Consider the following 25,507-nt stretch of genomic DNA (forward strand, 5'->3'; position numbering starts at 1 on the left):
TCATCCACGTCATGGTCGACGCCCCCGCCACCGCAGTCCTGGTGCACAGCCCCTACCTCGGACCGGCCAGCCTCCGCCCGCTCGCCGGGGCGCTCGCCGCGCTGGGCCACCCGGTGGTGCTGCTCGACCTGCGGGTCACCGTCAACGCCGCGCCCGTGCACCAACGGCTGATCGGCGTGTTCGCGGACGCCGTGGAGGACTCCCTGGTCGAGGGCGAGCTCGTGCTCGTCGGGCACAGCGGCGCCGGGCCGCTGCTGCCCGCGTTCGCCGACGCGCTGGAGACACCGGTCCGCGGGCTCGTGTTCCTCGACGCCGACCTGCCCACCCCCGGCCGGAGCTGGCGCGACGACGCGCCCGCCGAGCGCATGGCCCACCTGAAGGCCATCGCGCGCGACGGCCTCATGCCGCGCTGGGACCTGTGGTTCGCGCCCGAGGCGCTGTCCGCGATGGTGCCGGACGTGCGGCTGCTGGAGGAGATCGTGGCCGAGGCGCCCGAGGTCCCCCTGGCGTTCCTGAAGGAACCCCGGCCCACCGTGGCGTGGAACGGCCCGTGCTCGTACGTGCGGCTCAGCCCGGCCTACGACGAGGCGGCCGCGGCGGCGCGCGAGCGGGGCTGGCCGGTGGTGGAGGTGGACGGCCACCACCTGGCCGCCGTGACGTCGCCCGCCGAGGTGGCGTCCGCCCTGGTGCCGCTGCTCAGCAGACCGTGAGGATCTCCGCGCCGTCGTCGGTGACCACGATGGTGTGCTCGAACTGGGCGGTCCAGCTCTTGTCGCGGGTGGTGACCGTCCAGCCGTCGTCCCACAGGTCGTGGTCGATGCCGCCGAGGGTGATCATCGGCTCGATGGTGAACGTCATGCCCGGCTCGATGATCGTGGGCACGTGCGGCGCGTCGTAGTGCAGCACCATGAGGCCGCTGTGGAACGTGCGGCCGATGCCGTGGCCGGTGAAGTCGCGCACCACGCCGTAGCCGAACCGGTTCGCGTAGGCCTCGATGACGCGGCCGACGACGTTCAGCTGCCGGCCGGGCTTCACGGCCTTGATGGCGCGCATGGTGGCCTCGTGCGTGCGCTCCACGAGGAGTCGGGCCTCCTCGCTCACGTCACCGGCGAGGAAGGTGGCGTTCGTGTCGCCGTGCACGCCGCCGATGTAGGCGGTGACGTCGACGTTGACGATGTCGCCGTCCTCGACCACGGTCGAGTCGGGGATGCCGTGGCAGATGACCTCGTTGAGCGAGGTGCAGCAGGACTTGGGGAAACCGCGGTAGCCGAGCGTGGACGGGTAGGCGCCGTTGTCGCACAGGAACTCGTGCGCGACCGCGTCGATCTCGTCCGTCGTCACGCCGGGCACGATGACCTTGCCCGCCTCCTGCAACGCCTGCGCCGCCAGGCGGCCCGCGACGCGCATCGCCTCGATGACCTCGGGCGGCTGGACCCACGGATCGGTGTTGCGCCGGGGTTCGGGCCGGTCGACGTACTCGGGCCGCTCGATCTCGGGCGGAACCGGACGACGCGGGGACAGCACACCTGGCTGGAGGACGGCACGCACGGACATGCCCCCCAGATTACGGCTCAGCGTGATGAGGCACGCACCACGTGTCCCCTACGCGGCCGGTTCGACCGTTCCGGGTGAGGCGACCGGGAGCCGCCCCCGGCGCCCACCACGCCGACCACGCGCCGCGGTGAGGCCGTTCAGCCGAGCGCGGCGAGGAAGCGGGCCGACGCGTCGACCGCCGGAACGGACGAGTTGGTGCCCAGGACCAGGGTCGCGAACGCCACGTCGCCCCGGTAGCCGACGAACCAGCCGTGCGAGTTCGTGCCGTCCCCGAACTGCGCCGTCCCCGTCTTGCCCCGCACGTCGCCGTACGGCTTCAGCTGGGGCGCGGTGCCGGTCTCCACGACCTCCCGCATCATCGCCCGCAGCGCCGTCAGCACGGCCGGGTCGGGCGGGGTCGGGGTGTGGTCGGCCTTGGTCTCGCGGCCCTTCAGCAACGACGGGACGGGCATCTCGCCCGCCGCGACCGTCGCCGCCACCAGCGCCATCCCGAACGGGCTCGCCAGCACCTTGCCCTGGCCGAACCCGTCCTCCGCCCGCTCCACCACGTCGGCGGCGGGCGGCACGGAACCGGTGATGGTGGTGATGGCCGGGACCTCGAAGTCGACGCCGAGGCCGAACGAGTCCGCCGCCTTCGTCAGCGCGTCCGGCGCCATCTCGGCCGCGAGCTGCGCGAACGTCGTGTTGCACGAGAACGCGAACGCCGAGTGCAGCGGGATCGTGCCCTTGTCGAACTCGCGGTCGTTGGGCACGATCCGGCGCCCGTCGATGGTGGTCCGGCCGGGGCACGGCACCGGGCTGTCCGCGGTCACCTTCCCGCCCGCGAGCGCGGCGGCCGCCGACACGACCTTGAACGTCGACCCCGGCGGGTAGCGCCCGGTCAGCGCGACCGGCCCCTCCTTGTCGGCCGGGTCGTTCTGCGCCACGGCCAGGATGTCGCCCGTCGACGCCTGCAGCGCCACCAGCATCGCCGCCTGCGGCACGGGTTCCAGCGCGTCCTCGGCCGCCACCTGCGTGGCCCGGCTCAACGCCGTCGTGATCGCCTGCGCGGGCTTCGGCTCCTCCTCGTGCAGGTTCTCCAGCTCGTCGCCGGCCGCGTTGACGGTGTAGACCCGCACGCCCGCCTGCCCGGCGATGTCCTCCTCCACCGCCTTGCGAACGGCGGGCAACACCTGCGACCCGAACGTCCGCGACGGCGCGAGCAGGCTCGTCTGGGAGGTGAACCGGACGCCCGGCAGCTCGTAGATGACCGGCTTCACGGTCTGGTAGTCGGCGTCGCGCAGCGCCGCCACCTGGTACACCTGCCCGGCGGGCACCTTCGCCACGCCGTCGACGATCGACTGCTGGGTGATCGCGGCGTCGATGGGCGTCAACGCCGCCGCGAGCGCGCCCGCCACCGCGGCCACGTCGCCCGCTTCCCTCGCGTCGAGCAGGATCGACACGACCTGCTCCGGCGCCAGCAGCGGGGTGCCGTCCCGGTCCAGCACCGGCGCCAGCTCCGGCCTCACCTCCGCCCGGCCCAGCGCCTGCGCGGCGGCGAGCTTCGGGTGCACGACCGACGGCGCCCAGTGCACCTTCCAGTCCTCTTCGCCGCGGCGCAGGTCGAACGTGGTCCGGTAGCTCCACGTGTGGCCGTTGCCGAGGTCCCAGTCGAGCTTCGCGGTCGCGTCCGCCGTGGTCGACTCGCCGGGCGAGCGGACCTCCTCGGTCGCGGCGCGCAGCCCGGCGGGCTTCAGCGCCTCGCGGACCTTCGTCAGCACGTCCTTCGCGCCGGCGGGGTCGTCGGTCGCCGCGGCGGCGCCGTCCACGTCGCCCGCGGCGAGCTTGGTGAGGAAGTCGTTCGCCACCTGGTCGGGGCCGGACGGGGAGGAGAACAGGCCACAGCCGCTGACGAGCAGCAGGACCACCCCAGGAAGAACCAATCGGGACAGGGCCGGCGTGCGCGCGATCACGCCGCCGAGTATGCCCGGTCCGCCCGACCGCGCGGCGGGCCGCCGTTCAGAACAGCACGGTCGCGTACTGGCCGACCTGGGTGAACCCGATCTTGCGGTAGGCGGCCTTCGCCACGTCGTTGTACGAGTTCACGTACAGCGACGCCGTCCGGCCCAGGCCCTTGACCAGGCGTTCCGCCACCGCGGCGGTGCCGGCCGTCCCGATGCCCCGGCCCCGGCGGTCCGGCCGCACCCACACGCCCTGGATCTGGCCGACCCGCGCGGACAAGGCCCCGATCTCGGCCTTGAACACGACGTCGCCGCCCTCGAACCGGGCGAACGCCCGCCCGCCCGCGATCAGCTCGGCCACCCGCGCCCGGTACGACGCGCCGCCGTCGTCGGCGCACGGGTCGACGCCGACCTCCTCGATGAACATGGCGATCGCCGCGGGGAGGTACCGGTCGAGCTCGTCCGGGCGCACCGGTCGGACCAGCGGGTCCAGCGGGATCGACGGGCTGCCGCCCAACGCCATCAACGGCTGGTCGCCGCGCACCTCGCGGGCCGGGCCCCAGTCCGGGGCCAGCTCCTCCCACAGGCCGAGCACCTGCTCCGCGGGCCCGACCAGGGACGAGCACATGCGGCCCCGGCGGCGGGCCCGGTCGGCGAAGCTGCGCAGCGCCGTCGCGTTGCCGCGCAGCGGGATGAGGTTGGGGCCGGCGAAGCACAGGGCGTCCAGCCGGCCACCGCGCAACGAGCGGTGGTCGTACGCCCACACCTCGCCGCCCAGCCGCCACGGGTCGAGGCCCGCGGCCTCGACCCGTGCGGCGACCATGCAGGACGCCACCGGGTCGGCCGCGAGCACCGCCAGGACCTCCGTCAGGTCCCGCTCGTCGAGAAGGCGCGCGCCAGCCAACCTCAGCACGGTTCAAGCCTGCCAGATGGACGGCCCGCGCGGCGCGTCCACCACCCGCTCAGCCGACCGTGACGACCGGTTCGCCCTGCGCGGACTCACCCATCTCCTCGGCGATGCGCATGGCCTCCTCGATGAGGGTTTCGACGATCTGGTGCTCGGGGACGGTCTTGACGACCTTGCCCTTGACGAAGATCTGGCCCTTGCCGTTGCCGGACGCCACGCCCAGGTCGGCCTCGCGGGCCTCGCCCGGACCGTTCACGACGCAGCCCATCACGGCGACCCGCAGCGGCACCTCCATGCCCTCCAGACCCGCCGTGACCTGCTCCGCCAGCGTGTACACGTCCACCTGCGCCCGGCCGCACGACGGGCAGGACACGATCTCCAGCTTGCGGGGGCGCAGGTTGAGCGACTGGAGGATCTGGTGCCCGACCTTCACCTCCTCCACCGGGGGCGCCGACAGCGACACCCGGATCGTGTCGCCGATGCCCTGCCGCAGCAGCGCGCCGAACGCCACGGCCGACTTGATCGTGCCCTGGAACGCCGGACCGGCCTCCGTCACGCCCAGGTGCAACGGGTAGTCGCACTGCTCGGCCAGCAGCTCGTACGCCCGGACCATCACCACGGGGTCGTTGTGCTTGACCGAGATCTTCAGGTCGTGGAAGTCGTGCTCGGCGAACAGCGACGCCTCCCACAGCGCCGACTCCGCCAGCGCCTCCGGCGTCGCCTTGCCGTACTTGGCCATCAACCGCGGGTCGAGCGACCCCGCGTTCACGCCGATCCGGATCGGGGTGCCGTGGTCGCGGGCCGCCGCCGCGATCTCCTTGACCTTGTCGTCGAACTTCTTGATGTTGCCCGGGTTCACCCGCACCGCGGCGCACCCGGCCTCGATCGCCGCGAACACGTACTTCGGCTGGAAGTGGATGTCCGCGATCACCGGGATCTGCGACTTGCGCGCGATGGCCGCCAGCGCGTCCGCGTCGTCCTGGGACGGGCACGCCACCCGGACGATGTCGCAGCCCGCCGCCGTCAGCTCCGCGATCTGCTGCAACGTCGCGTTGACGTCCGCCGTCACGGTCGTCGTCATCGACTGGACCGACACCGGGAACTCGCTACCGACACCCACCGAGCCCACCATGAGCTGGCGGGTCTTGCGCCGTTCCGACAACACCGGCGGCGGCATCGCCGGGATACCGAGCATGACGCCGTCACTCATGAACTGGCACCTCTCACTGGAAGAGCTTGATGGGGTTGACGATGTCCGCGGTGATCGTGAGCAACGTGACCGACCCGCCGACGAAGATCGCGAAATACGTGAGCGGCAAGAGCCGCAGGTAGTTCACCGGGGCGCCGTCCGGCAGGCCACGCAGCTTCCGGAACCAGTTTCGCACCCGTTCGTACAGGTTGACGGCGATGTGACCACCGTCAAGCGGCAGCAGGGGCAGGAGGTTGAACACACCGACGAAGAAGTTCAGCCCCGCCAGCATCAGCCAGAACAGCTGCCACAGGCCGCGGTCGACCGCCTCGCCGCCGAGCCGGCTCGCGCCGACCACGCTGACCGGGCTGTCCACGTCGCGCTCCGCGCCGCCGATCGCCTCGATCACGGCGGGGATCTTCTGCGGGAACCGCAGCAGGCCCTGCCAGGTGTTCTCGAACATGATGCCGGTGAACTTGGTGGCCCCGCCGACGGCGGTGAGCGCGTTGTACTCGAAGTTGCGCTGGTGGATGATCCCGATCGCGCCGACCTCGGTCTTGAACCGGGTGCCGTCCTCGCGCTCGAGCTCGCGCTCGACCCGCGCCACGTCCACCGTCAGCGTCATCTCGCGGTCGTCGCGGAGCACCTTGAACTCGGTCGTGCCGGACCGCTCGCGGGTCTTCTTCAGCACGTCCGCCCACGTCGGCGTCGCCGTCCCGGCCACGGCCACGATCTCGTCGCCCGCCAGGAAGCCCGCGTCCTTGGCCGGGGCCGGCACGCCGGGCGCGCAGTCCGCCGCGGCGTCGCTCTGCACGCACGGCGTGACCTCGGCGACCAGGGGAGTGTCCCGCAGGTTCGGGATGCCCATCGTGAACGCCATGAAGTACAGGATCACGAAGCCGACCATGAAGTGCGTGATGGAGCCCGCGGAGAGCACCACGACGCGCTTCCACGTCTTCTGCCGGTTGAACGCGCGGTGGCGGTCCTCCGGCGCGACCTCCTCCAGGGCGGTCATGCCGGTGATCTCGCAGAACCCGCCCGCCGGGATGGCCTTGATGCCGTACTCGGTCTCGCCCCGGCGGAACGACCAGATGCGGGGGCCGAACCCGATGAAGTACCGGGTCACCTTCATCCCGAACATCTTCGCCGTGGCCAGGTGGCCCAGTTCGTGCAGCGCGATCGAGATGCCGATCAGCAGCGCGAACAGCAGAATGCCCAAGAAGACGAGCACGTCAGTCCCTTCCAGACCCCACCGAAGTGGCCACGAGTTCCCGCGCCCGCGCCCGGGCCCAATGCTCCGCCGCGAGGACTTCGGCGACGTCGGCGGGCTCGTGCGCCCAGCCGTCCGCCTCCGCGAGCACCCGGTCGACAGTGTCCACGATGGAGGTGAACGACGTGCCGCCGCCGAGGAAGACGGCCACCGCTTCCTCGTTCGCCGCGTTGTAGACCGCCGGGAGGCAGCCCCCGCCGGAGCCCGCCTGCCTGGCCAGCCGCACCGCGGGGAACGTCTCGTCGTCCAGGGGCTCGAACGTCCACGCCGTCGCCACGTCGAAAGTACACGGGGCCGCGGCTCCGGGGACGCGGTCCGGCCAGCCGAGGGCCAGCGCGATCGGCAGCCGCATGTCCGGCGGGCTGGCCTGCGCGAGCGTCGACCCGTCCGAGAACGCCACCATCGAGTGAACCACCGACTGCGGGTGCACGACCACGTCGATGCGGTCGTACGGCACGTCGAACAGCAGCCGCGCCTCGATCAGCTCCAGGCCCTTGTTCACCAGCGTGGCCGAGTTGATGGTGATGACCGGCCCCATGGACCAGGTCGGGTGGGCCGACGCCTCGCGGGCGGTGACGTCGGCCAGCTCGGCGCGGGTGCGCCCGCGGAACGGCCCGCCCGACGCGGTGAGCACCAGGCGCGCCACCTCGTCGGCCCGGCCGCCGCGCAGGCACTGGGCGAGCGCCGAGTGCTCGGAGTCCACCGGCACGATCTGGCCGGGACGGGCCGCCTTCAGCACCAGCGGGCCGCCCGCGATCAGCGACTCCTTGTTCGCCAGGGCGAGCGTCGCGCCGGTCTTCAGGGCGTGCAGGGTCGGTGCGAGGCCGATGGAGCCGGTGATGCCGTTGAGCACCACGTCCACGGGCGTCGAGTCGATCAGGTCGGTCATCGCGGTGGGACCCGCGAGGATGCGCGGCAGCTTGAACGCGCCTCGGGCGTAGCCGCGCCGCTGCGCCTCGGCGTAGAGGGCGAGCGTGACGTCCTCGACCGCGGTGGCCCTGGCGACGGCGACCGCCTCCACGCCGAACTCGACGGCCTGGGCGGCGAGGGCGGCCGGATCGGCGCCACCGGCGGCCAGTCCGACGACGGTGAACCGGTCGCGGTTCGCGGCGATGACGTCGAGTGCCTGGGTGCCCACGGAACCCGTGGAACCGAGGACCAGAACCGTGCGTGGTGTGCTCATCACCCTCCATTGTTCCGGAAGCAACCTGATAGCCCGCACAGCGGTACTTCGATAACGGAACGGTAACGCGAGAGTGGCTTCACCCGAACGTGGGCACTCCCTGATCAAGCGCCTCGACGGATCCGCCCGTCGCGGCCATCAGGAAGGAGAGCCCCCGTGGGCATCTTGGGTTGGATCGTCCTCGGCCTCATCGCGGGTGCCATCGCCAAGGCCATCATGCCTGGTCGGGACCCCGGCGGCATCATCATCACGATGCTGCTCGGCATTGTCGGCGCCGTGATCGGAGGCTTCGTCGGCCGGGCCATTTTCGGGTCCGACATCAGCTCGTTCTTCGACCTGAGCACCTGGCTCCTGGCCATCCTCGGCTCGCTGATCGTCCTCGGCATCTACCGCCTGGTTACCGGCAGCCGCGCCAGGGCATGACCGGCATGACCTTCGCCTGACGCTCGGAACCACACCCGGAGTGCCCCGCCGAGAATTTCTCGGCGGGGCACTCCGCTGTTCCGGGCTTTTACGGAACGCCCCACGGTCGTTTACCGCCGCGCATTGTTCACCCCGCGAGACCGGCGTCACGCGCCAGCAGCGCCGCCTGCACCCGGTTGGTGAGCCCCAGCTTCGCCAGCAGCCTGCTCACGTACGTCTTCACGGTCGCCTCGCTCATGTGCAACCGCTGGCCGACGTCCGCGTTGGACATCCCCAGCCCCAGCAGCGCCAGCACCTCGACCTCGCGCTCGGTCAGCCCCTCGACCTGCCGCCGAGCCTCCTGCCGGCGCGGTTGGCCCACCTGGGCGACCATCCCCACCACCCGGCTCGTCACCATCGGTGACAGGTACGCCTCGCCCGTGTGCACGGCCCGCACGGCGCGCAGCAGCTCCTCGGGCGCCGAGTCCTTCAGCAGGAACCCGGCCGCGCCGTCCGACAGGGCCCGGACGATGTTGTCGTCCTCGCCGAACGTGGTGAGCATCACCACCCGCACGGTCGGCGCGACGGACCGCAGCTCCCGCGCCGCCGCCAGGCCGTCCAGCCGCGGCATCCGGATGTCGAGCACGGCGACGTCGACGCGCCGTTCGAGGACGACCCGCACCGCTTCCCGCCCGTCACCGGCCTCGGCGACCACGTCGATGTCGTCGGCGGTGCCGAGGATGGCCTTGATGCCCGCGCGCATCAGCGGCTCGTCGTCGGCGATGAGGACCCGGATCAACGTTCACATCCCCTGCAGGTGGGTGTTCTTCTCGACGAGCTTGCCGTCCGCGAAGCAGAACCGCACGATCCTGGTCGCCCGCGAGGAGTAGGTCTGCCGGTCGGCCACCCGGTACTCGCACCGGGCGCCGGACGGCTCCGGCGCGGAGTCGGACCTGATGTCGCCCAGCGGCGGCTCGGCGCCGCCCGGCAGCCTCGCCAGGACCTCCGACTCCGCCTGCCCGACCGACACCGAGTCGTACAACTCGTCGGACACCACTTTGGTGACGGGCTGCGTGCCCAGCCACGTGTAGCCGCCGACGACCACGATCACCACGATCCCGGCCAGCAGGATCGAGCCGACGCCCGCCCACTTGCGGATGCCGGTGGGCTTCGCGGGCCCGGCCGGCTCGCCGTCCAGCGGCTCGTCGTCGGACGGCTCGTCGCCCGCCGCGGCGGTGTCCTCGTACGGCAGCACGGCGGCGATCCGGAACCCGCCCGTGGGCAGCTCGCCGACGTGCAGCATCCCGCCGGCCAGCCGCACCCGCTCGCCCAGGCCGACCAGGCCGAACCCGGCGCCCTTGGGCAGCTTCGCCCGCGGCGGGTTGTTGCGGACCTCGACCACCAGCGCGTCCGGCTCGTACTTCACGGTCACCTGCACGCTCGCGCCCGGCGCGTGCTTGTTCGCGTTGGTCAGGCCCTCCTGGGCGATGCGGTAGGCGGCGTGGCTCACCTTCGCGGGCAGCGGCACGGCCTGACCGCCGCGCACCAGGCTCACCCGCACACCGGCCCGCCGCGCGCCGTCGACGAGCTCGTCGATCGCGTCCACGGTCCGGTTGTCGGGGCCGCCGACGGTCGTGCGGCGCGCCTGGTCCTCCTCGGGCTCCTCGTCCCGCCGCAGCACGCCGATGACGCCGCGCAGCTCCTCCATCGCCGTGAGCGCCGCCGTGCGGAGCACCTGCACCGCTTCCCGCTGGCGGTCGCCGAGGTCGCCGTCCAGGGCCAGCGCGCCCGCGTGCACCGAGATCAGGCTGAGCCGGTGGCCGAGGCTGTCGTGCATGTCCTGGGCGATCCGGTTGCGCTCCCGCAGCCGGACCTGGCGCGACACCATCCGCCGCTCCCGCACCACCCGTTCCTCGCGCTCCTGGAGGGCGGCGACGAGCGCGTTGCGCTGCGCCGCGTACCGGCCGACCAGGAACGGCAGGGCGACCACCATGCCGTAGACGGTGAGCATCACCCAGAAGCCGAACGGGCCGGACAGGCCGGGGCTGGACACGTCCCACGCCAGCATGTGCAGCGCGAGCGCGACGACCGCGGTGATCAGCGCCCGCTGCCACGGCGCGATCCGGTACCCGGCCGCGTAGCTGAGCATGATGACCAGCGCGATCCCGCCGTGCTCGGCGCTGAACACCACCCACGTGCCGGCCAGCAGCGCCAACGCGGGGAACAGCAGCCGCGACAGGTAGAGCGCCACGTAACCGGCCCCGACGGCCGCCAGCACCCAGCCGGACAGCTCCCAGTCGCCCGCGAGCCAGCCGGGGAACACGTCGAGGCCGAGCAGCACGAGGACCGCGAGCACCTCGCGCCCGACCCGCCACCGCGTGACGTCGCCGAGGCGCTCGGCGTGGGTGCGCAGGAACGCGGCGGGTGCCTCCCGGAAGTCCGGCAGGGCCGGCCGGAGGCGCTGAACGACAGACGTCACAGGGGACAACGGTAAAGAACTCCCAGGTCGCGTGCGGCGTTCGTTGGTCTAGAAGCGCTCCGACGAAAGTTGACGTCCGGCAAGCACCGGTGCCGCGCACCTCACGTCCCGCCCGCGAGCGGTGATGTGCGACGATGACGGCGTTGGTGAACGTGATCGGGCAGGAAGGTCGTGCGGCTGTGTCTTCGTCCTCGGAACTGGACAAGCGTCGGGCGGTCGACACCCACGACGAGCCGTCGGCCGAGTGGGGTTGGCACGGCACTTTCCCCAAGGGCATCAAGATCGCGGGCTGGCTGTCGACGCTGGGCGTGTTCTCCCTGCTGATCGGCAACCACCACGGCCGCACCGAGGACCTGTGGGTCGTGCTGGTCGGCCTGAGCATGGCCGGGCTGCTGATCTGGGACCAGGTGCGCAGCCGCACGTCGTGGCGCCGGTAGTCCACCGACTCCCCTGACCCGGGCTCGCCGCTCCTGGCGCTTGGCGCTTCGGGAGACCGGCCTCGGCGCTACCCGAGCACCCAACCGATCCGGAACTCGACCGTCTTGCCCTCGCACGTCGGGCTGAGGGATTCGAAGTGGTGCCCGCCGAGGTTGCAGCGGTACAGCTCCTTCGACGGCACGTCGGCCGGCGGCTTGGTGAACACGTGCCCGAGCAGCCCGTACACCGTCTGCCCCTCGCACGTGGGCGAGACGGAGCTCATGCGGTCCTGGCTGTTCTTGATCTGGCACGAGTACAGCGGCCGGGTGTCCGGCTCGGCGTTGATCGCGAGCTTGCCCAGCACGCCCTCCGGCGTGAACCCGCCGGGCGTCGCGAGCAGCGTCGACCCGGTGTAGTGCCAGCCCTCGGCGTTGCGGAACCGGGTCAGCCCCGCGGTCTGGCGGGGCGGCTTGGCGGGCGTCGTGGTCGTCGCGGCGACCGGCGGCACGGCGGCCTGCGTGGTCGTCACCGTGGTCCTGCCCGCGCCCGAGGACGGCGGCGGCGACGACGGAGCGCTGCTCCCGCTGCTGCTGCTCGCCGTGCTGCTGCCTGCCGTGGACGCGGACGTGGTCGTCCCGGTGGGAGTGGCCTGCGCCAGGGACGACGAGCCGTCGGCGCCTGACGCGCGCCCCTCCTCGGGGTCGGGCACCAGCACGAACACGGCGGTCAGCGCGAGGGCCGTGACGGCGACGGCGGCCCCCGCCAGCAAGGCGAGTCTGCGCTTGGGCTTCCGCGGCTCGTCGTCCCACTCGTCGCCCCAGCCGGGGCGGGTGTTCGACACCGGCGCGGACGCCAGGCCCGTGGGCGCCTCGATGATCACCGTGTCGGGCTCGACGGCACGGGTCGGCGCCTCGACCGCGCGGGGAGGTCCGTCCACGCCGGAGAGCAGGTCACGCACCCGGGCGGCGGTGAGGCGGCCCGCCGGCGACTGCGTGAGCAGGCCCATCACGGCGGTGGCCAGCGGTCCGGTGCACCGGCGCAGCACCGGAGCCTCGTACATGATCGCGTGCATGGTGGCGGCGGTGGAGTCCCGCTGGAACGGCGACCGGCCCTCCACCGCGTGGAACAGCGTCGCGCCCAACGCCCACAGGTCCGACGCCGGAGACGGCGACTGGCCGGCGAACAGCTCCGGCGCCATGTAGCCGGGAGAGCCCATCACGCCGCCGGTGACGGTGAGGCCGGGGTCGTCCAGCGCGCGGGCGATGCCGAAGTCGGCGAGCTTCACCCCGCCGTCCGGCAGCACCATGATGTTGCTGGGCTTGACGTCCCGGTGGACGACACCGGCCGCGTGCGCGGTACCCAGCGCCCGCAGCACCTCCAGCCCGATCGCGGCCACCCGGTCGGCCGGCATCGGCCCGCCGCGCATCAGGTCGGCCAGCGTCGGCGCCTCGACCAGCTCCATGACGATGTAGGTGGTGCCGTGCTCGGACAGCACGTCGTGCACGGTGACGACCGCGGGGCTGTTGAGCCGCCCGGCGGTGCGCGCCTCCCGCAGCACGCGTTCCAGCTCGGTGGTCGAGGAGGTCCGCAGCTCCTTCAGCGCGACCCGCCGGCCGATGACCCGGTCCTCCGCCAACCAGACCACGCCCATGCCGCCGCGCCCCAGCTCGCGGACCGTCGCGTACCGGCCCGCCACCAGCTTCGACTGCACGAGTCCCCCCTCGTCGACCGACGGCTGGGATCGTAGCCGCACAACGGATGGCGGCCTCGTCCCGCGTCGTCGGGAGGAGGGCCGGGGTCAGCCCTCGGCGGCGAGCCGGCGGCGGCGACTACGTCCGGTGCAGGTTGCGGAGGTAGGCCGGAGCCAGCAAGCGGACGCGGTCGGCAGGCACGTCACCGGCGAGCGCGTCCACCGCCATCTGAACACCGGGGGCATCCGCCCCACCGAACTGCGTGCCGAGCATTTCCACGCCGGCGGTCGCCACCGGTCCGACGCGTGGGTCGCGGACCAGTTCCGCCAACGAGGAGGCGACCTCCCGCACCGGGACCGCCATCATGATCCGCAGCACGTCCGCCGCGTCCTTGTTCACGAGTCGGTCGGGGCGCTTCGCCGCGCCCAGGAGGCGGTCTTCGATCTTGAACGCCTTGGCCACGAGGAGGGCTACCGGTCCCGCGACGTTGACCTCGACGCGGCGATCGTCCTCCGGAGTCAGGCTCCGGACCACCATCGGGGAGCGGTCCACCACCGCGACCTCGATCCCCCGCACCTTCTTGGCGGACATCTTGCCGTGTGGCGGGATCCTGGCGGCACGACCACCCGACGCCAAGGAATGGCCGGCGAGGATGTCCAACTCCACCTCGACCGCTCGGCCGTCGATGACCTCCGGTCGCACCCACAGACCCGGCTGCTCGGCATGGCGGAGCCTGAACCCGGCCGCCGTCAACGCCTCGTCCACCAGCGGCTCGTCCCCCAGGACATCCGGGTCCAGCGCGAGGTCGCCGTCCGAGGTGAACGCGGCGCTCTTGAGCGCGGCCTTCGACGTGCGCAGGTACACCGCCTGGGCGCCGATCACGGTTATGGCGGCGCGGTGCGCGGCCAGCGCCTCCAACCCGTCGAGCAGCACTTTGCGCGCGGTCGTGTTCAGCTGATCGGGAGCGACACCGTCCGGAACCTTCGACATGAGGATTTCGCTCCTACCTGGCCTCACCGTTCGGCAACTCGGCTCGTCGCCACCGGCGCTCGTTGTCTGCCATGTACTCGAGCACCGCCTCGCCCTCGGCCGGCATGCGTCCCGGACCAGCCAAGCAGTCCACGACCAGCTGGCTCAACGCCACGTGGGGCACGCCGCCGACATCCCGTCGATCACGGAAGACCACGTCGTCGTGAGCTCGCATCAAGAGCACGTCGGCGTTGGCGTCGACGCGCAGCAACCCCAATCGGTCACCCACCTCGTCCGCGGTGTGCGGACCGTGGTGGACGTAGAGCATCAGCTGCCCACCGGAAGCCAGCGGAGCGACTGCCCGTGCCGCGTGGTGGCCGGTGACGACCACGTCGAGTGCTCCCCCGGGAACCGGTGATGAGCCTGCTTTTATGTCGTGCAGCACCTGCTCGATCCCGTTGGGAGCCAGCATGCCGACGTACGGGTTGTTCCTGAGCAGGTTGTAGGACTCCGCGCGAGCGCGAAGGAGGTTCTGCCAGTCCACGTGCGTGACGACCCTGCCCTCCCGGCGAATCAGGAGTTGGTCTTCGAGCTGTGTCAACAGCTTGGAGACCCATGGCAAGCTCAACTCCGTCGCCGTGGCGAGCTGCGTCGCACGGTACGGCGGCACGTGGTCGGCGAGCACACGGACCAAGCGGCCCGCTCGTGGCCCGGCGAGGGTGGGACCGCCGACGCGACGCGACGCGCTCGCACGGGGGTCCTTGGCCGCGCCTTCGGTGTGGATCACGATCGCCGGACGGCGCACGCGGAGGTGGATGTTCCCGGTCAGGTCGAGGTAGCCGATGCCGTGCCCGCTCAGGAGTTCCCGGGTCCGCCGACCGAGCCAAGGAGACAGCACCAGCAGGTTCGTACCCGAGTTGACCTGCTTGATCAGGCTCCACCGCGGCAACAGCCGATCCTCCACCTGGCGCGGGGTCAGGCCGGCCTTGACCTCTATCGCCAACTGGGCTTGGACGCCTCCGTCCGGCGGCCTCACGTCGACGAGGGCGTCCACACCTCCACGCTCGGCCACGTCACTGCGCGGAGCCAGTTCCCAAGTCGGCCCGAGCAGGTCGCCAAGCTGCTGGATGCCGCGCAGCAGTACCTCGTCGTCGCTCAGCGGGGTCTCGTCCACAGCGACAGAGTGCCACGACAAACCGAGCTTGAGCAAGAAAACTTGCCCCGATGGCCAACTTTCCCCGATCGGGAAACTGAACCGGTGAGGAAACCTCGCCCGGTTGGGTCGGTTTCTCGTCGAAGGAAACTGCCCCGTGCGGGAAACTCAGCCCTCGGCGGCGAGCTGGCCGCAGGCGGCGGCGATCTCCTGGCCGCGCGTGTCCCGCACGGTGCACGCGACGCCCTGCTCGTTCACGCGCCGCACGAACTCCCGCTCCACCGGCTTCGGCGACGCGTCCCACTTCGAACCCGGCGTGGGGTTCAGCGGGATGACGTTGACGTGCACGAGCTGCCCCAGGTGCCGGCGCAGCAGCTTGCCGAGCATGTCGGCGCGCCACGGCTGGTCGTTGATGTCGCGGATCAGGGCGTACTCGATCGACACCCGCCGACCGGTGCGGTCCGCGTAGCCGCGGGCCGCTTCCAGCACCTCGGCGACCTTCCACCGGGTGTTGACGGGCACCAGCGTGTCGCGCAGCTCGTCGTCCGGCGTGTGCAGCGACACGGCGAGCCTGACCTGCAAATTCTCCTCGGTCAGCTTCCGGATCGCGGGCACCAGGCCGACCGTCGACACGGTCACCGAGCGCTGGGAGATGCCCAGCCCGTCCGGCGCCGGGTCGCAGATGCGGTGCACGGACTCGACCACGCGCTTGTAGTTGGCCAGCGGCTCGCCCATGCCCATGAACACGATGTTCGACAGCCGGCCGGGCCCGCCGGGCAGCTCGCCGTCGCGCATGGCCGCCGCGCCCCGCCGCACCTGGTCCACGATCTCCGCGGTGGACAGGTTGCGGGTGAGCCCGCCCTGGCCGGTCGCGCAGAACGGGCACGCCATGCCGCAGCCGGCCTGGCTGGAGATGCACAGCGTGGCGCGGTCCGGGTAGCGCATGAGGACGCTTTCGACCAGCGTGCCGTCGTGGGCGCGCAGCAACGTCTTGCGCGTCGTGCCGCCGTCGGCCTCCACGCTGCGCAGCTCGCTCCACAGCGGCGGCATCAGGTCGGCGACCAGGCGGTCGCGGGTGGCGGCGGGGATGTCGGTCATCGCGTCGGGGTCGACGGTCAGCCGACCGAAGTAGTGGTTCGACAGCTGCGCCGCGCGGAACGGCTTCTCGCCGAGCGCGGCGACGGCCTCGCGACGCTGGTCGGCGGACAGGTCGGCGAGGTGGCGCGGCGGCAGGCCGCGCTTGGGCGCGTCGAAGACGAGGGGAAGGGCAGTCATAGCGCCCTCCAGTGTCCCACGGCCGGGCGACCACCATCACCGTTGCATCGCGATACGTTCCGATATATCGTCGATACGTCAGAACCGATCGCCAGCAAGGAGTACCGACATGAGGTTCCACCGCGACCACCACGCGCACCGGCACCACCGGGAGCACGGGTTCGGCGGCCCGCCGCGCGGATTCGGCGGCGGGTTCGGCCCTGGCGGGCCCGGCGGCTTCGGCCCCGGCGGACCGTTCGGCGGCCCGCCCATGCCGCCCATCCCGCCCGAGCCGCCGGGCTTCTTCGGCCGAGGCCGAGGCCGGGGACGGGGCGGCAGGCAGCGCAAGGGCAACGTCCGCGCGGCCGTGCTCGCGCTGCTCGCCGAACGCCCGATGCACGGCTACGAGATGATCCAGGAGATCGGGGCCCGCACGGACGGCCTCTGGCGGCCCAGCCCGGGGTCGGTCTACCCGACGTTGCAGATGCTGGCCGACGAGGGCCTCGTCGCCTCGACCGAGGAGACGGGCGGCAAGAAGCTGTTCACGCTGACCGAGGCCGGGCAGGCGGAAGCGGCCAAGCTCGAGGGCGTGCCGCCGTGGCAGCAGGTCAACGACGACGTCGACGTCAACGCCGCGAAGCTGCGCACGGCGGCACGCCACCTCGGCGCGGCGATGCAGCAGATGGCCCACGCGGGCACGCGCGAGCAGCAGGCCAGGGCCGTCGAGGTCCTCAGCGAGGCCCGCCGGAAGCTCTACGCGATCCTCGGTGAGCTGGACGTCGAGGAAGACAACCCGGACGAGTGAACTACCAGCGGTCGTGGACCAGCGGGCGGATCAGCGAGTCGTACACCGCGCGCACCTCGTCCTGAGCCGACTCGGGCAACGGCGCGAGGTCCGCGGCGGCCGAGTTGGCGCGAGCCTGCTCGGCGTTGCGGGCGCCGGGGATGACCACGGTGACGCCCGGCTGGTCCACGATCCACCGCAGCGCGAACTGCGCCATGGTCGCGCCGGCGGGCACCAGCGGCCGCAGCCGCTCCACCGCCTCCAGACCGACCTCGAACGGCACGCCGGAGAACGTCTCGCCGACGTCGAACGCGTCGCCGCTGCGGTTGTAGTTGCGGTGGTCGTCCGCGCCGAACGTGGTCGACGCCGTGTACTTGCCGGACAGCAGCCCCGAGGCGAGCGGAACGCGGGCGATGATCGCCACGCCCGCCTCCGCCGCCGCCGGGAGCACCCGCTCCAGCGGCTTGTGGCGCAGCGCGTTGAGGATGATCTGGACGCTCGCGACACCCGGCCGGGCGATCGCGGTCAGCGCCTCGTCCACGGTCTCCACGCTCACGCCGTAGGCGGCGATCCGCTTCGCCTCGACCATCTCGTCCAGCACGTCGAACACCTCGTCGGTCGAGTAGACCGGCGTCGGCGGGCAGTGCAGCTGAACGAGGTCGAGCGTGTCGACGCCGAGGTTGGCGCGCGACCGGTCGTTCCAGGCCAGGAAGTTGTCCCGGTTGTAGTTCTCCGGCGTCTGCTCGACCCGGCGGCCCATCTTGGTGGCCACCGTGATGCCCGCGTCGCCGCGCTCGCGGAGGAACTTGCCGACCAGCGCCTCGCTGCGGCCGTCCCCGTACACGTCGGCGGTGTCGAAGAAGGTCACGCCGGTGTCGGCGGCGGCGTGCAGCACCGCCAGCGCGTCGGACTCCTCGACCTGGCCCCAGTCCGCGCCGAGCTGCCAGCAGCCGAGACCCACGACGCCGACCTGCCGGCCCAACCTCACCGCGTTCCTGTTCTCCACGACTCCCAATCCTATGTGAGCGTTCTCAGGGCAGCACAATCCCGGCCGGCTTGCGTCTCACGTGGACCCGGTACCCGACCTCGAACGACAGGCCGGGTGTCTGGGCGACGGCCCGCTCCGCGACCGCCTCCGAGAACTCGATCCGCAGCACCGCCTCCAGGTCCTCGCGCTTCTCGAACCGCCACAGCGCGCGCACGCGGCACAGCGAGAACCCCTGGTCGGCGAAGAACCGCTCCACCTCCGCCGGGTTGTAGCGCGGCTCGTCGGCGCACAACCACGGCCCGTACGGCGCGGCCAGCCCGTCGAGGTCCACGATCGCCAGCGCGCCGCCGGGCCGGAGCACCCGGTCCGCCTCGCGCAGGCCGGGCTCACAACCGGGTCCGAAGAAGTACGCCGTGCGGGCGTGCACGACGTCCGCGCTCGCGTCGGGCAGCGGCAGCCGTTGCGCCGGGCCCGCCACCACCTCGGCGTTGGGCACCTCCGCCACCCGTGCCCGCGCCCGGCGGACCAGCGGCGGGTGCGGTTCGACACCCGTCACGGTCCGCGCCTCGCGGGCGAAGACCGGCAGGTGGAACCCGTCGCCGCAGCCGACGTCGACCACGTCCCGACCGGCCCAGTCGCACTCTTCGCGGAGCGCCCGCCAGATCGCGCCGTCGACGTCCTGCGCGCGGTTCTCAACCTCGTAGACCTCGGGCCAGTGCCAGATGTTCGGGCTCGGCAGGACGTCGACCGGCCGTACCGCCGCCCACGCTGCGCGGACCAATCCCTTCACGGGACGACTTTAGAGCCGTAGCGTGATCGAACACTGGTCCGTGGGGAGGTAAGCGGTGTCGATCGTCCCGAATTCTCCCGCTTTGGCCGAAATGCACCACGGCGCGCCGTGCTGGGTGGACCTCGCCACCACCGACCTGCGCGCCACGGCCGACTTCTACTCCGGCCTGTTCGGCTGGTACTTCTCCGACACGGGCGGCGGCACGGTCGCGCTGGTCGACGGCCTGCCGGTGGCCGAGCTGGTCGCCGCGGACCAGCCGAGCGCGTGGACGCTGTACCTGAACACGCCGCACGCCCGCGCCACCGCCGAGAAGGCGCACGCGCTGGGCGGGACCGTGCTCGGCGAGCCGTCCGACGCGGTGACGATCCTCGCCGACCCCACCGGGGCCGTGGTCGGGTTCCGGCACGTCCCCGCCGACTGGGTGTTCGGCACCGACGGCCACGGCGCGTACGCGTGGGCCGAGCTGAACACCCGTGACGGGCAGGCGGCGGACGAGTTCTTCGGCGAGCTGTGCGGCTACGAGATCACCCAGATCGGTGACGGCAGCGCCGTGGACTACACGATCTGGGCGCTGCACGGGCACACCGTGCTCGGCCGCCAGCGGATGGGCCGCGCGTTCGCCCCGGGCACCCCGCCGCACTGGATGGTGTACTTCACCGCGGCGCCGGAGATCGGGGCGGACACCACCGCGTCCCGGGTGCTGGAGCTGGGCGGGCGCGTCACCGTGGAGCCCTACGACACGCCGTTCGGCCGGATCACCGTCGTCGCCGACCACACGGGCGCGGTGTTCTCGGTGATCGACCCGTCGCGCACCACGCCGCTGTCCGAGGACGAGGTGGGGTCGCCGATCGACGACCCGTACGACGAGTGAGCGTCGCGAGCGCGCGTCAGCCCGCCGCGGGCACGAACGTGTGCAGGAGCAGCCAGCCCACCACGGCCGACGGCAGCAGCGAGTCCATCCGGTCCATCAGCCCGCCGTGACCCGGCAGCAGCGTGCCCATGTCCTTGACGCCCAGGTCGCGCTTGATCAGCGACTCGACCAGGTCGCCCGCCGTGGCCGTGACGACGAGCGCCGCGCCGAACAGCACGCCCTGCCACCACTGGCCGTCGAGCATCAGGCCGACGGTGAGCGCGCCGCCGACCATGCCCGCCACCATCGAGCCCGCGAAGCCCTCCCACGACTTCTTCGGGCTGATGGTGGGGGCCATCGGGTGCTTGCCGAACAGCACGCCGGCCACGTACCCGCCGGTGTCGGACAGCACGACGCCGATCAGGAACGCGAGGACGCGGAACACGCCGTCGTCCGGCACGACCAGCATCACCGCGAACGCCGCGAACACCGCCACGTAGGCGACCGTGAAGACGGACGCGGTGACGTCCCGCAGGTAGCCGTCCGCGCCGTCCTTGAGCCGCCAGATCAGGCACACCAGCATCGTCACGACGAACGCGCTGAGCACCCCGGCGCGCTCGTACGGCCAGGCCAGCCACACGACGGCCTGACCGCCCAGCAGGACGGGCAGCAGCGCCACCCGGATGTCCGCGCTGCGCCGGAGCGCGCCCGCCAGCTCGTACGTCGACACCGCGACCGCGATCGCGACGACGCCCACGAACAGCTCGCGCACCGTGAACAGCGCCACGAGGATGACGGCGCCCAAGCCGACGCCCACGGCGATGGCCGCGGGCAGGTTGCGCCCCGCGCGTGACGCGTTCTTCTCCGGCGCGCCTCGGTCACCGCCGCCTGACACCTGCTGTGCTCCCATCACGGCCGTCGACCGGCCACCCGACGCCCGCGATCGGTCACCCGACCCGACGAAACCCGACGCCCACCACCCGGTCGAGCTAGACCTCGAGCAGCTCGGCTTCCTTGTGCTTGACCAGCTCTTCGACCTGGGCGACGTACCGGTGGGTGACGTTCTCCAGCTCCTTCTCGGCGCGGGAACCGTCGTCCTCGCCGACCTCGCCGTCCTTGACCAGGCGGTCCAGCTCTTCCTTGGCCTTGCGGCGGATGTTGCGGATGGACACCTTGGCGTCCTCGCCCTTGCCCTTGGCGACCTTCACCATCTCGCGGCGGCGCTCCTCGGACAGCTGCGGGATCACCACGCGGATGATCGAGCCGTCGTTGCTGGGGTTCACGCCCAGGTCCGAGTCGCGGATGGCCTTCTCGACCGCGTTGAGCTGGCTGGCGTCGTACGGCTTGATCACGGCCATGCGCGCCTCGGGGATGGCGACGCTGGCGAGCTGGTTCAGCGGGGTCGGCGAACCGTAGTACTCGACCACGATGCGGGAGAACATGGAGGGGTTGGCGCGACCGGTGCGGACCGAGGCCAGGTCCTCCTTCGCCACGGACACCGCTTTTTCCATCTTCTCCTCGGCGTCGAGGAGGGTCTCGTCAATCACGGCTGACTCCCTTGAAGTGCGCAGTTCGGCTCGAATCCCAGCAGGTCTAGAAGGACGGGCGACCACCGGGGGTGCTCACCAGTGTGCCGATCTTCTCACCACGCACGGCCCGCGCGATGTTCCCCTCGGTGAGCAGGTTGAACACCATGATCGGCATGTTGTTGTCCATGCACAGGCTGAACGCGGTCGCGTCGGCGACGTTGAGGCCGCGTTCGAGGACTTCCCGGTGCGTGATGTTGTCGTACATCTGCGCGTTCGGGTCGATCTTCGGGTCCGCGGTGTAGACGCCGTCCACGGCCTTCGCCATCAGCACGACCTCGCAGCCGATCTCCAGCGCGCGCTGCGCGGCCGTGGTGTCGGTGGAGAAGTACGGCATGCCGGCGCCGCCGCCGAAGATCACCACGCGCCCCTTGTCGAGGTGCCGCATGGCCCGGCGCGGGATGTAGGACTCGGCGATCTGGCCCATCGTGATGGCGGTCTGCACGCGGGTCTCGATGCCGTGCTCGCGCTCCAGGAAGTCCTGCAGGGCGAGGCAGTTCATCACGGTGCCGAGCATGCCCATGTAGTCGGCGCGGCTGCGGTCCATGCCGCGCTGCTGCAGCTCCGCGCCGCGGAAGAAGTTGCCGCCGCCGATGACGACCGCGACCTGGACCCCGGTTCGGACGACCGCGGCGATCTGGCGCGACACGGTCTGCACGACGTCGGGGTCGACGCCCACACCGCCCCCGCCGAACATCTCGCCGCCCAGCTTGAGCATCACCCGGCGGAAGCCGTGGGTGGGCTCGTCGTCGGCGTGATCCGCTTTCGCGTGGTCTACCTCTGCGCTCACAGGTCCTCCTCTGGACACGGCAAGGGCGGGGTCGCGACGTCTGCGCGCAACCCCGCCCTCACGCGAATCAGGCCTGGCCGACCTCGAACCGGGCGAAGCGGGTCACGGTGACCCCGGCCTCGTCCAGCACGGCCTTGACGGTCTTCTTGGACTCCGTCACGGAAGCCTGCTCCAGGAGCACGACGTCCTTGAAGAAGCCGTTCACCCGACCCTCGACGATCTTGGACAGGGCCGCTTCCGGCTTGCCCTCCTCGCGGGCGGTCTCCTCGGCGATGCGGCGCTCGTTGGCCACGACGTCCGCGGGGACCTCGTCGCGGGTGAGGTAGCGGGGACGCATCGCGGCGATCTGCATCGCGGCGCCGCGGGCGGCGTCCTCGTTGTCACCGGTGTACTCGACCACCACGCCGACGGCCGGCGGCAGGTCGGCGGCACGGCGGTGCAGGTAGGTGGTCACGGTGCCGTCGAAGACGGCGACCTTGGCCAGCTCCAGCTTCTCGCCGATCTTGGCGGAGAACTCCTGCACGACCGCGTCGACGGTCTGGCCGTCGAGGTCGGTGGCCTTCAGGACCTCGGCGTCGGCCGGGCGGGTCGCCTTGGCCACCGCGACGATCCGGGAGGCCAGGTCCTGGAAGTCGGAGTTCTTGGCGACGAAGTCGGTCTCGCAGCGCAGCTCGATCATCACGCCGTCCTCGGCCACGACCAGGCCGTTGGAGGTCGTGCGCTCGGCGCGCTTGCCGACGTCCTTCGCACCCTTGATGCGCAGGATCTCGACCGCCTTGTCGAAGTCGCCGTCGGCTTCCTCGAGCGCCTTCTTGCAGTCCATCATGCCTGCGGCGGTCAGCTCGCGGAGGCGCTTCACGTCAGCGGCGGTGTAGTTCGCCATCGTGCGATTTCCGTTCCTTCTGCGGTCTGTTCGTCGGTGTCGCCACTGCGTCAGTCAGGCGGCGCCGCCGACGCGGTTACGCGCTGGGGGGTGGTGCGGTGCCCTGCTGGGGGTGGTGCGGTGCCTGTGCGCGCGCCGCGCCCGCCTTGGTCGTGGCGGGCGCGGCGCGCGGCGAATCAGGACTGGACGGTCTCGGTGCCCTCGGCGGCGGGCGCCGCGGCGGCCTCGGCCGGCTTCTCGGTCGCCTCGGCGCCGACCAGCAGCTCCTGCTCCCACTCGGCGAGCGGCTCGTCCTGGCCCGGCTCGGGCTTGTCCGCGCCGTCGGCGGCCTGGGTGCGGGCGCCGGAGCGCGCCATCAGACCGGCGGCGGCGGCCTCGGCCACCACCTTGGTCAGCAGCGCGGCGGACCGGATCGCGTCGTCGTTGCCCGGGATCGGGTAGTCGACCTCGTCCGGGTCGCAGTTCGTGTCGAGGATCGCGACGATCGGGATGTTCAGCTTGCGCGCCTCGCCGACGGCGATGTGCTCCTTCTTGGTGTCCACGATCCACACGGCGCTGGGCACCTTGGACATGTCGCGGATACCGCCGAGCGTGCGCTCCAGCTTGTCCTTCTCGCGGTTCATCATCAGGATTTCCTTCTTGGTGAAACCCTGGAAACCGCCGGTCTGCTCCATCGACTCCAGCTCCTTGAGCCGCTGGAGGCGCTTGTGCACCGTCGAGAAGTTGGTGAGCATGCCGCCCAGCCACCGCTGGTTCACGAAGGGCATGCCGACGCGGAGGGCCTCGTTGGCGATGGCCTCCTGCGCCTGCTTCTTGGTGCCGATGAACAGGATCGACCCGCCGTGCGCGACCGTTTCCTTCACGAACTCGTAAGCCCGGTCGATGTAGGTCAGCGTCTGCTGCAGGTCGATGATGTAGATGCCGTTGCGCTCGGTGAAGATGTAGCGCTTCATCTTCGGGTTCCAGCGGCGGGTCTGGTGCCCGAAGTGCACGCCGCTGTCGAGCAGCTGCTTCATGGTGACGACGGCCATGGCCGGGTTCGCACCTCTTCGTTCAGGCGCGCCGGGCTGTGCAGCCGGCACGCGTTCCGGTTCATCGCGGCGGGCCGGGGTGGCCGCCGCCCTGGTGCCCCTGCCGCCGTCCGAACCGGAGGGTTCTCACCTCAGGACCGCCGGACGCCGTGACTCGACCGCGGGAACGGGGTCGGGTCTGCATTGGCACGCGAAGTCGTCCCGCACTCACACGGGCCGCGGGTCGAGTGTACGCCGGGGGGACGGAGAACAACGAACCGGCCCTGGAGTTGTCCACAGCCCTCCGAGTTGTCCACAGTTCCGGAGAAGCCACTGGTAGCCCCCGGTGCGCCGCGGAACGCTCGACCCATGACTCCCACGATGCGAACACTGCTGGTCCTGGCCTTGACAGCCCTCGTGACGCTACCCGTGGCGCCCCTCGGCGCACCCGCACAGGCCACCCGCCGTCCCCGCTTCGCCTGGCCCCTCGCCCCGCCGCACCAGGTGGTCCGGGCCTTCGAGCCACCGGCCACGGAGTACGCCCACGGCCACCGCGGCATCGACCTGGCGGCGCCACCCGGCGCCCCGGTCCTGGCCGCCGGGGACGGCGTGGTCCTGCACGCCGGCCCGGTGGCCGGCCGCACGGTGGTCTCGCTCCTCCACGCCGACGGCCTGCGCACGACGTACGAACCGGTGGACCCTGCCGTTCGCCGAGGGCAGCAGGTCCGGCGAGGGGACCGCATAGCCACCCTCCGCCCAGGCCACGAGGGCTGCCCGGCCGAAGCCTGCCTCCACTGGGCCGCGGTCCGCGTCACCCCACCCCGAACCCGCGCCTACCTGGACCCGAGGCACCTGGTGACCACACCCCGAGTCCGTCTCCTGCCCCGCCAAGCCGGCCCCCAACACCCCCGCACGGCCCAGCCGTCCCACCCGGTTGTCGACTGACCAACGAGCCACCGGTCCAGGCCACCGACCACCCGGGCCGGCCACCGACCACGGGCCAGGGGTCACGGGCCACGGGCCGGGCGTCACAGCTCCGGGTCCATCACCATCAGCCACCGGCCCACCGCCACCGAGCCACCGAGCCACCGCCGCCGGGATCGAGCAGCCGACCGTTGGATGCCGACCGCCTGCGCACCGGCCGTACTGCGCGCCGATCGCCTGCGCACCGGCCGTCTGCACGCCGGCCATCTGCGTGCCCGACCGCCTGCGCACCGGCCACCTGCACGCCAGCCGCCTGCGCTGGCTGTCTGTGCGCCGGCCGCCCACCGCAGACCGAGCCGGGCGCGGCCTGCGCCAGCAGCCTTCACCTCGCTCCCACGGGCTAGTGCCGCCGCCACAACCTCTGCGTCAGACCCTGCGCGTTGGGACCTGCGCGTTCGGACCTGGGTTCAGACCGGCGGCGGGCTCCGGCGTTC

Annotated in this window: 25 protein-coding genes; 6 read left to right on the plus strand and 19 right to left on the minus strand. The window is 71.8% G+C overall.

The window, feature by feature from the left end; genetic code table 11:
- The first annotated feature begins 11 nt into the window (after nt 1-11).
- A complete protein-coding gene (locus tag ACRAKH_RS27720; protein ID WP_380724339.1) occupies nt 12-710 on the plus strand; it encodes an alpha/beta fold hydrolase in 699 nt (232 codons plus the stop codon).
- Here ACRAKH_RS27720 and map read toward each other — a convergent pair.
- From map to dxr, 6 genes are all read right to left on the minus strand, one after another.
- On the minus strand, nt 697-1,554 hold the full coding sequence (gene map / locus ACRAKH_RS27725; RefSeq protein WP_380724340.1) for a type I methionyl aminopeptidase: 858 nt from the start codon (nt 1,552-1,554) through the stop codon (nt 697-699). The two genes, ACRAKH_RS27720 and map, sit on opposite strands and share 14 nt — an antisense overlap.
- A gap of 137 nt (nt 1,555-1,691) precedes the next feature.
- Nucleotides 1,692-3,506 carry a penicillin-binding transpeptidase domain-containing protein gene (locus ACRAKH_RS27730; RefSeq protein WP_380724341.1) on the minus strand — a complete coding sequence of 605 codons (1,815 nt, stop codon included), beginning with the start codon at nt 3,504-3,506 and terminating at the stop codon, nt 1,692-1,694.
- Nucleotides 3,507-3,552: 46 nt separating this feature from the next.
- Nucleotides 3,553-4,407: a GNAT family N-acetyltransferase gene (locus tag ACRAKH_RS27735; RefSeq protein ID WP_380724342.1), complete on the minus strand. Its 855-nt coding sequence runs from the start codon at nt 4,405-4,407 to the stop codon at nt 3,553-3,555.
- Nucleotides 4,408-4,456: 49 nt separating this feature from the next.
- Complete coding sequence (gene ispG, locus ACRAKH_RS27740; RefSeq protein ID WP_380724343.1) at nt 4,457-5,611, minus strand: flavodoxin-dependent (E)-4-hydroxy-3-methylbut-2-enyl-diphosphate synthase; 1,155 nt, start codon at nt 5,609-5,611, stop codon at nt 4,457-4,459.
- Between the two features lie 13 nt (nt 5,612-5,624).
- Complete coding sequence (locus tag ACRAKH_RS27745; protein WP_380724344.1) at nt 5,625-6,821, minus strand: M50 family metallopeptidase; 1,197 nt, start codon at nt 6,819-6,821, stop codon at nt 5,625-5,627.
- 1 nt (nt 6,822) lies between these two features.
- Nucleotides 6,823-8,043, minus strand: a complete 1,221-nt coding sequence (dxr, locus tag ACRAKH_RS27750; RefSeq protein WP_380724345.1) for a 1-deoxy-D-xylulose-5-phosphate reductoisomerase — start codon at nt 8,041-8,043, stop codon at nt 6,823-6,825.
- A gap of 156 nt (nt 8,044-8,199) precedes the next feature.
- On the opposite strand from dxr, the gene ACRAKH_RS27755 reads away from it, so the two are divergent.
- Nucleotides 8,200-8,466 (plus strand): GlsB/YeaQ/YmgE family stress response membrane protein, encoded by a 267-nt coding sequence (locus tag ACRAKH_RS27755; protein ID WP_380724346.1) that lies wholly within the window; start codon nt 8,200-8,202, stop codon nt 8,464-8,466.
- Nucleotides 8,467-8,593: 127 nt separating this feature from the next.
- On the opposite strand, the gene ACRAKH_RS27760 is transcribed toward ACRAKH_RS27755, so the two are convergent.
- Nucleotides 8,594-9,244 (minus strand): response regulator, encoded by a 651-nt coding sequence (locus ACRAKH_RS27760; RefSeq protein ID WP_380724347.1) that lies wholly within the window; start codon nt 9,242-9,244, stop codon nt 8,594-8,596.
- A 3-nt stretch (nt 9,245-9,247) separates the two neighbouring features.
- On the minus strand, nt 9,248-10,924 hold the full coding sequence (locus ACRAKH_RS27765) for a sensor histidine kinase (RefSeq protein WP_380724348.1): 1,677 nt from the start codon (nt 10,922-10,924) through the stop codon (nt 9,248-9,250).
- Nucleotides 10,925-11,103: 179 nt separating this feature from the next.
- Here ACRAKH_RS27765 and ACRAKH_RS27770 point away from each other — a divergent pair, with 179 nt between their 5' ends.
- On the plus strand, nt 11,104-11,361 hold the full coding sequence (locus ACRAKH_RS27770) for a DUF2631 domain-containing protein (RefSeq protein ID WP_380724349.1): 258 nt from the start codon (nt 11,104-11,106) through the stop codon (nt 11,359-11,361).
- Between the two features lie 68 nt (nt 11,362-11,429).
- Here ACRAKH_RS27770 and ACRAKH_RS27775 read toward each other — a convergent pair whose 3' ends face one another.
- The 4 genes from ACRAKH_RS27775 to rlmN all read right to left on the minus strand — a co-directional run bounded on the left by ACRAKH_RS27775 (nt 11,430) and on the right by rlmN (nt 16,429).
- On the minus strand, nt 11,430-13,052 hold the full coding sequence (locus ACRAKH_RS27775; protein ID WP_380724350.1) for a serine/threonine-protein kinase: 1,623 nt from the start codon (nt 13,050-13,052) through the stop codon (nt 11,430-11,432).
- A gap of 118 nt (nt 13,053-13,170) precedes the next feature.
- Complete coding sequence (locus ACRAKH_RS27780) at nt 13,171-14,022, minus strand: hypothetical protein (RefSeq protein ID WP_380724351.1); 852 nt, start codon at nt 14,020-14,022, stop codon at nt 13,171-13,173.
- A gap of 13 nt (nt 14,023-14,035) precedes the next feature.
- Complete coding sequence (locus ACRAKH_RS27785; protein WP_380724352.1) at nt 14,036-15,175, minus strand: hypothetical protein; 1,140 nt, start codon at nt 15,173-15,175, stop codon at nt 14,036-14,038.
- A gap of 147 nt (nt 15,176-15,322) precedes the next feature.
- On the minus strand, nt 15,323-16,429 hold the full coding sequence (gene rlmN / locus ACRAKH_RS27790) for a 23S rRNA (adenine(2503)-C(2))-methyltransferase RlmN (RefSeq protein WP_380724353.1): 1,107 nt from the start codon (nt 16,427-16,429) through the stop codon (nt 15,323-15,325).
- Nucleotides 16,430-16,538: 109 nt separating this feature from the next.
- Between rlmN and ACRAKH_RS27795 the strand changes: the two genes are divergently transcribed.
- Complete coding sequence (locus ACRAKH_RS27795; protein WP_380724354.1) at nt 16,539-17,213, plus strand: PadR family transcriptional regulator; 675 nt, start codon at nt 16,539-16,541, stop codon at nt 17,211-17,213.
- A 1-nt stretch (nt 17,214) separates the two neighbouring features.
- On the opposite strand, the gene ACRAKH_RS27800 is transcribed toward ACRAKH_RS27795, so the two are convergent.
- Both ACRAKH_RS27800 and ACRAKH_RS27805 read right to left on the minus strand, forming a co-directional pair.
- Nucleotides 17,215-18,198: an aldo/keto reductase gene (locus tag ACRAKH_RS27800; RefSeq protein ID WP_380724355.1), complete on the minus strand. Its 984-nt coding sequence runs from the start codon at nt 18,196-18,198 to the stop codon at nt 17,215-17,217.
- Nucleotides 18,199-18,223: 25 nt separating this feature from the next.
- Complete coding sequence (locus tag ACRAKH_RS27805; RefSeq protein ID WP_380724356.1) at nt 18,224-18,970, minus strand: class I SAM-dependent methyltransferase; 747 nt, start codon at nt 18,968-18,970, stop codon at nt 18,224-18,226.
- A gap of 91 nt (nt 18,971-19,061) precedes the next feature.
- Between ACRAKH_RS27805 and ACRAKH_RS27810 the strand changes: the two genes are divergently transcribed.
- Nucleotides 19,062-19,841, plus strand: coding sequence for a VOC family protein (locus tag ACRAKH_RS27810; protein ID WP_380724361.1), 780 nt, complete (start codon nt 19,062-19,064; stop codon nt 19,839-19,841).
- A 16-nt stretch (nt 19,842-19,857) separates the two neighbouring features.
- Here the strand turns inward: ACRAKH_RS27810 and ACRAKH_RS27815 are convergent, their stop codons facing one another.
- The 5 genes from ACRAKH_RS27815 to rpsB form a co-directional block, all read right to left on the minus strand.
- On the minus strand, nt 19,858-20,730 hold the full coding sequence (locus ACRAKH_RS27815; RefSeq protein ID WP_447009393.1) for a phosphatidate cytidylyltransferase: 873 nt from the start codon (nt 20,728-20,730) through the stop codon (nt 19,858-19,860).
- A gap of 79 nt (nt 20,731-20,809) precedes the next feature.
- The gene (frr, locus tag ACRAKH_RS27820) at nt 20,810-21,367 is read right to left on the minus strand and encodes a ribosome recycling factor (protein WP_380724359.1); all 558 of its coding nucleotides are present in this window, start codon (nt 21,365-21,367) and stop codon (nt 20,810-20,812) included.
- A 46-nt stretch (nt 21,368-21,413) separates the two neighbouring features.
- Nucleotides 21,414-22,124, minus strand: a complete 711-nt coding sequence (gene pyrH, locus ACRAKH_RS27825) for a UMP kinase (RefSeq protein ID WP_380724362.1) — start codon at nt 22,122-22,124, stop codon at nt 21,414-21,416.
- A gap of 139 nt (nt 22,125-22,263) precedes the next feature.
- Nucleotides 22,264-23,079, minus strand: a complete 816-nt coding sequence (tsf, locus tag ACRAKH_RS27830) for a translation elongation factor Ts (protein WP_380724360.1) — start codon at nt 23,077-23,079, stop codon at nt 22,264-22,266.
- A gap of 176 nt (nt 23,080-23,255) precedes the next feature.
- Nucleotides 23,256-24,110, minus strand: a complete 855-nt coding sequence (gene rpsB, locus ACRAKH_RS27835) for a 30S ribosomal protein S2 (RefSeq protein WP_447009394.1) — start codon at nt 24,108-24,110, stop codon at nt 23,256-23,258.
- A gap of 360 nt (nt 24,111-24,470) precedes the next feature.
- On the opposite strand from rpsB, the gene ACRAKH_RS27840 reads away from it, so the two are divergent.
- The gene (locus ACRAKH_RS27840) at nt 24,471-25,034 is read left to right on the plus strand and encodes a M23 family metallopeptidase (protein WP_380724750.1); all 564 of its coding nucleotides are present in this window, start codon (nt 24,471-24,473) and stop codon (nt 25,032-25,034) included.
- The last annotated feature ends 473 nt before the right edge of the window (nt 25,035-25,507 follow it).

The sequence above is a fragment of the Saccharothrix hoggarensis genome, from assembly GCF_052936025.1.

Bases quoted from the DNA above. Each gene is read 5' to 3' on its own strand.
- rpsB (WP_447009394.1), bottom strand. From the start codon at position 24,110: ATGGCCGTCGTCACCATGAAGCAGCTGCTCGACAGCGGCGTGCACTTC.
- dxr (WP_380724345.1), bottom strand. From the start codon at position 8,043: ATGAGCACACCACGCACGGTTCTGGTCCTCGGTTCCACGGGTTCCGTG.
- ACRAKH_RS27780 (WP_380724351.1), bottom strand. From the start codon at position 14,022: ATGTCGAAGGTTCCGGACGGTGTCGCTCCCGATCAGCTGAACACGACC.
- tsf (WP_380724360.1), bottom strand. From the start codon at position 23,079: ATGGCGAACTACACCGCCGCTGACGTGAAGCGCCTCCGCGAGCTGACC.
- ACRAKH_RS27810 (WP_380724361.1), top strand. From the start codon at position 19,062: ATGCACCACGGCGCGCCGTGCTGGGTGGACCTCGCCACCACCGACCTG.
- ACRAKH_RS27815 (WP_447009393.1), bottom strand. From the start codon at position 20,730: ATGGGAGCACAGCAGGTGTCAGGCGGCGGTGACCGAGGCGCGCCGGAG.
- ACRAKH_RS27795 (WP_380724354.1), top strand. From the start codon at position 16,539: ATGAGGTTCCACCGCGACCACCACGCGCACCGGCACCACCGGGAGCAC.
- ispG (WP_380724343.1), bottom strand. From the start codon at position 5,611: ATGAGTGACGGCGTCATGCTCGGTATCCCGGCGATGCCGCCGCCGGTG.
- ACRAKH_RS27720 (WP_380724339.1), top strand. From the start codon at position 12: ATGGTCGACGCCCCCGCCACCGCAGTCCTGGTGCACAGCCCCTACCTC.
- map (WP_380724340.1), bottom strand. From the start codon at position 1,554: ATGTCCGTGCGTGCCGTCCTCCAGCCAGGTGTGCTGTCCCCGCGTCGT.
- ACRAKH_RS27840 (WP_380724750.1), top strand. From the start codon at position 24,471: ATGCGAACACTGCTGGTCCTGGCCTTGACAGCCCTCGTGACGCTACCC.
- pyrH (WP_380724362.1), bottom strand. From the start codon at position 22,124: ATGCTCAAGCTGGGCGGCGAGATGTTCGGCGGGGGCGGTGTGGGCGTC.
- rlmN (WP_380724353.1), bottom strand. From the start codon at position 16,429: ATGACTGCCCTTCCCCTCGTCTTCGACGCGCCCAAGCGCGGCCTGCCG.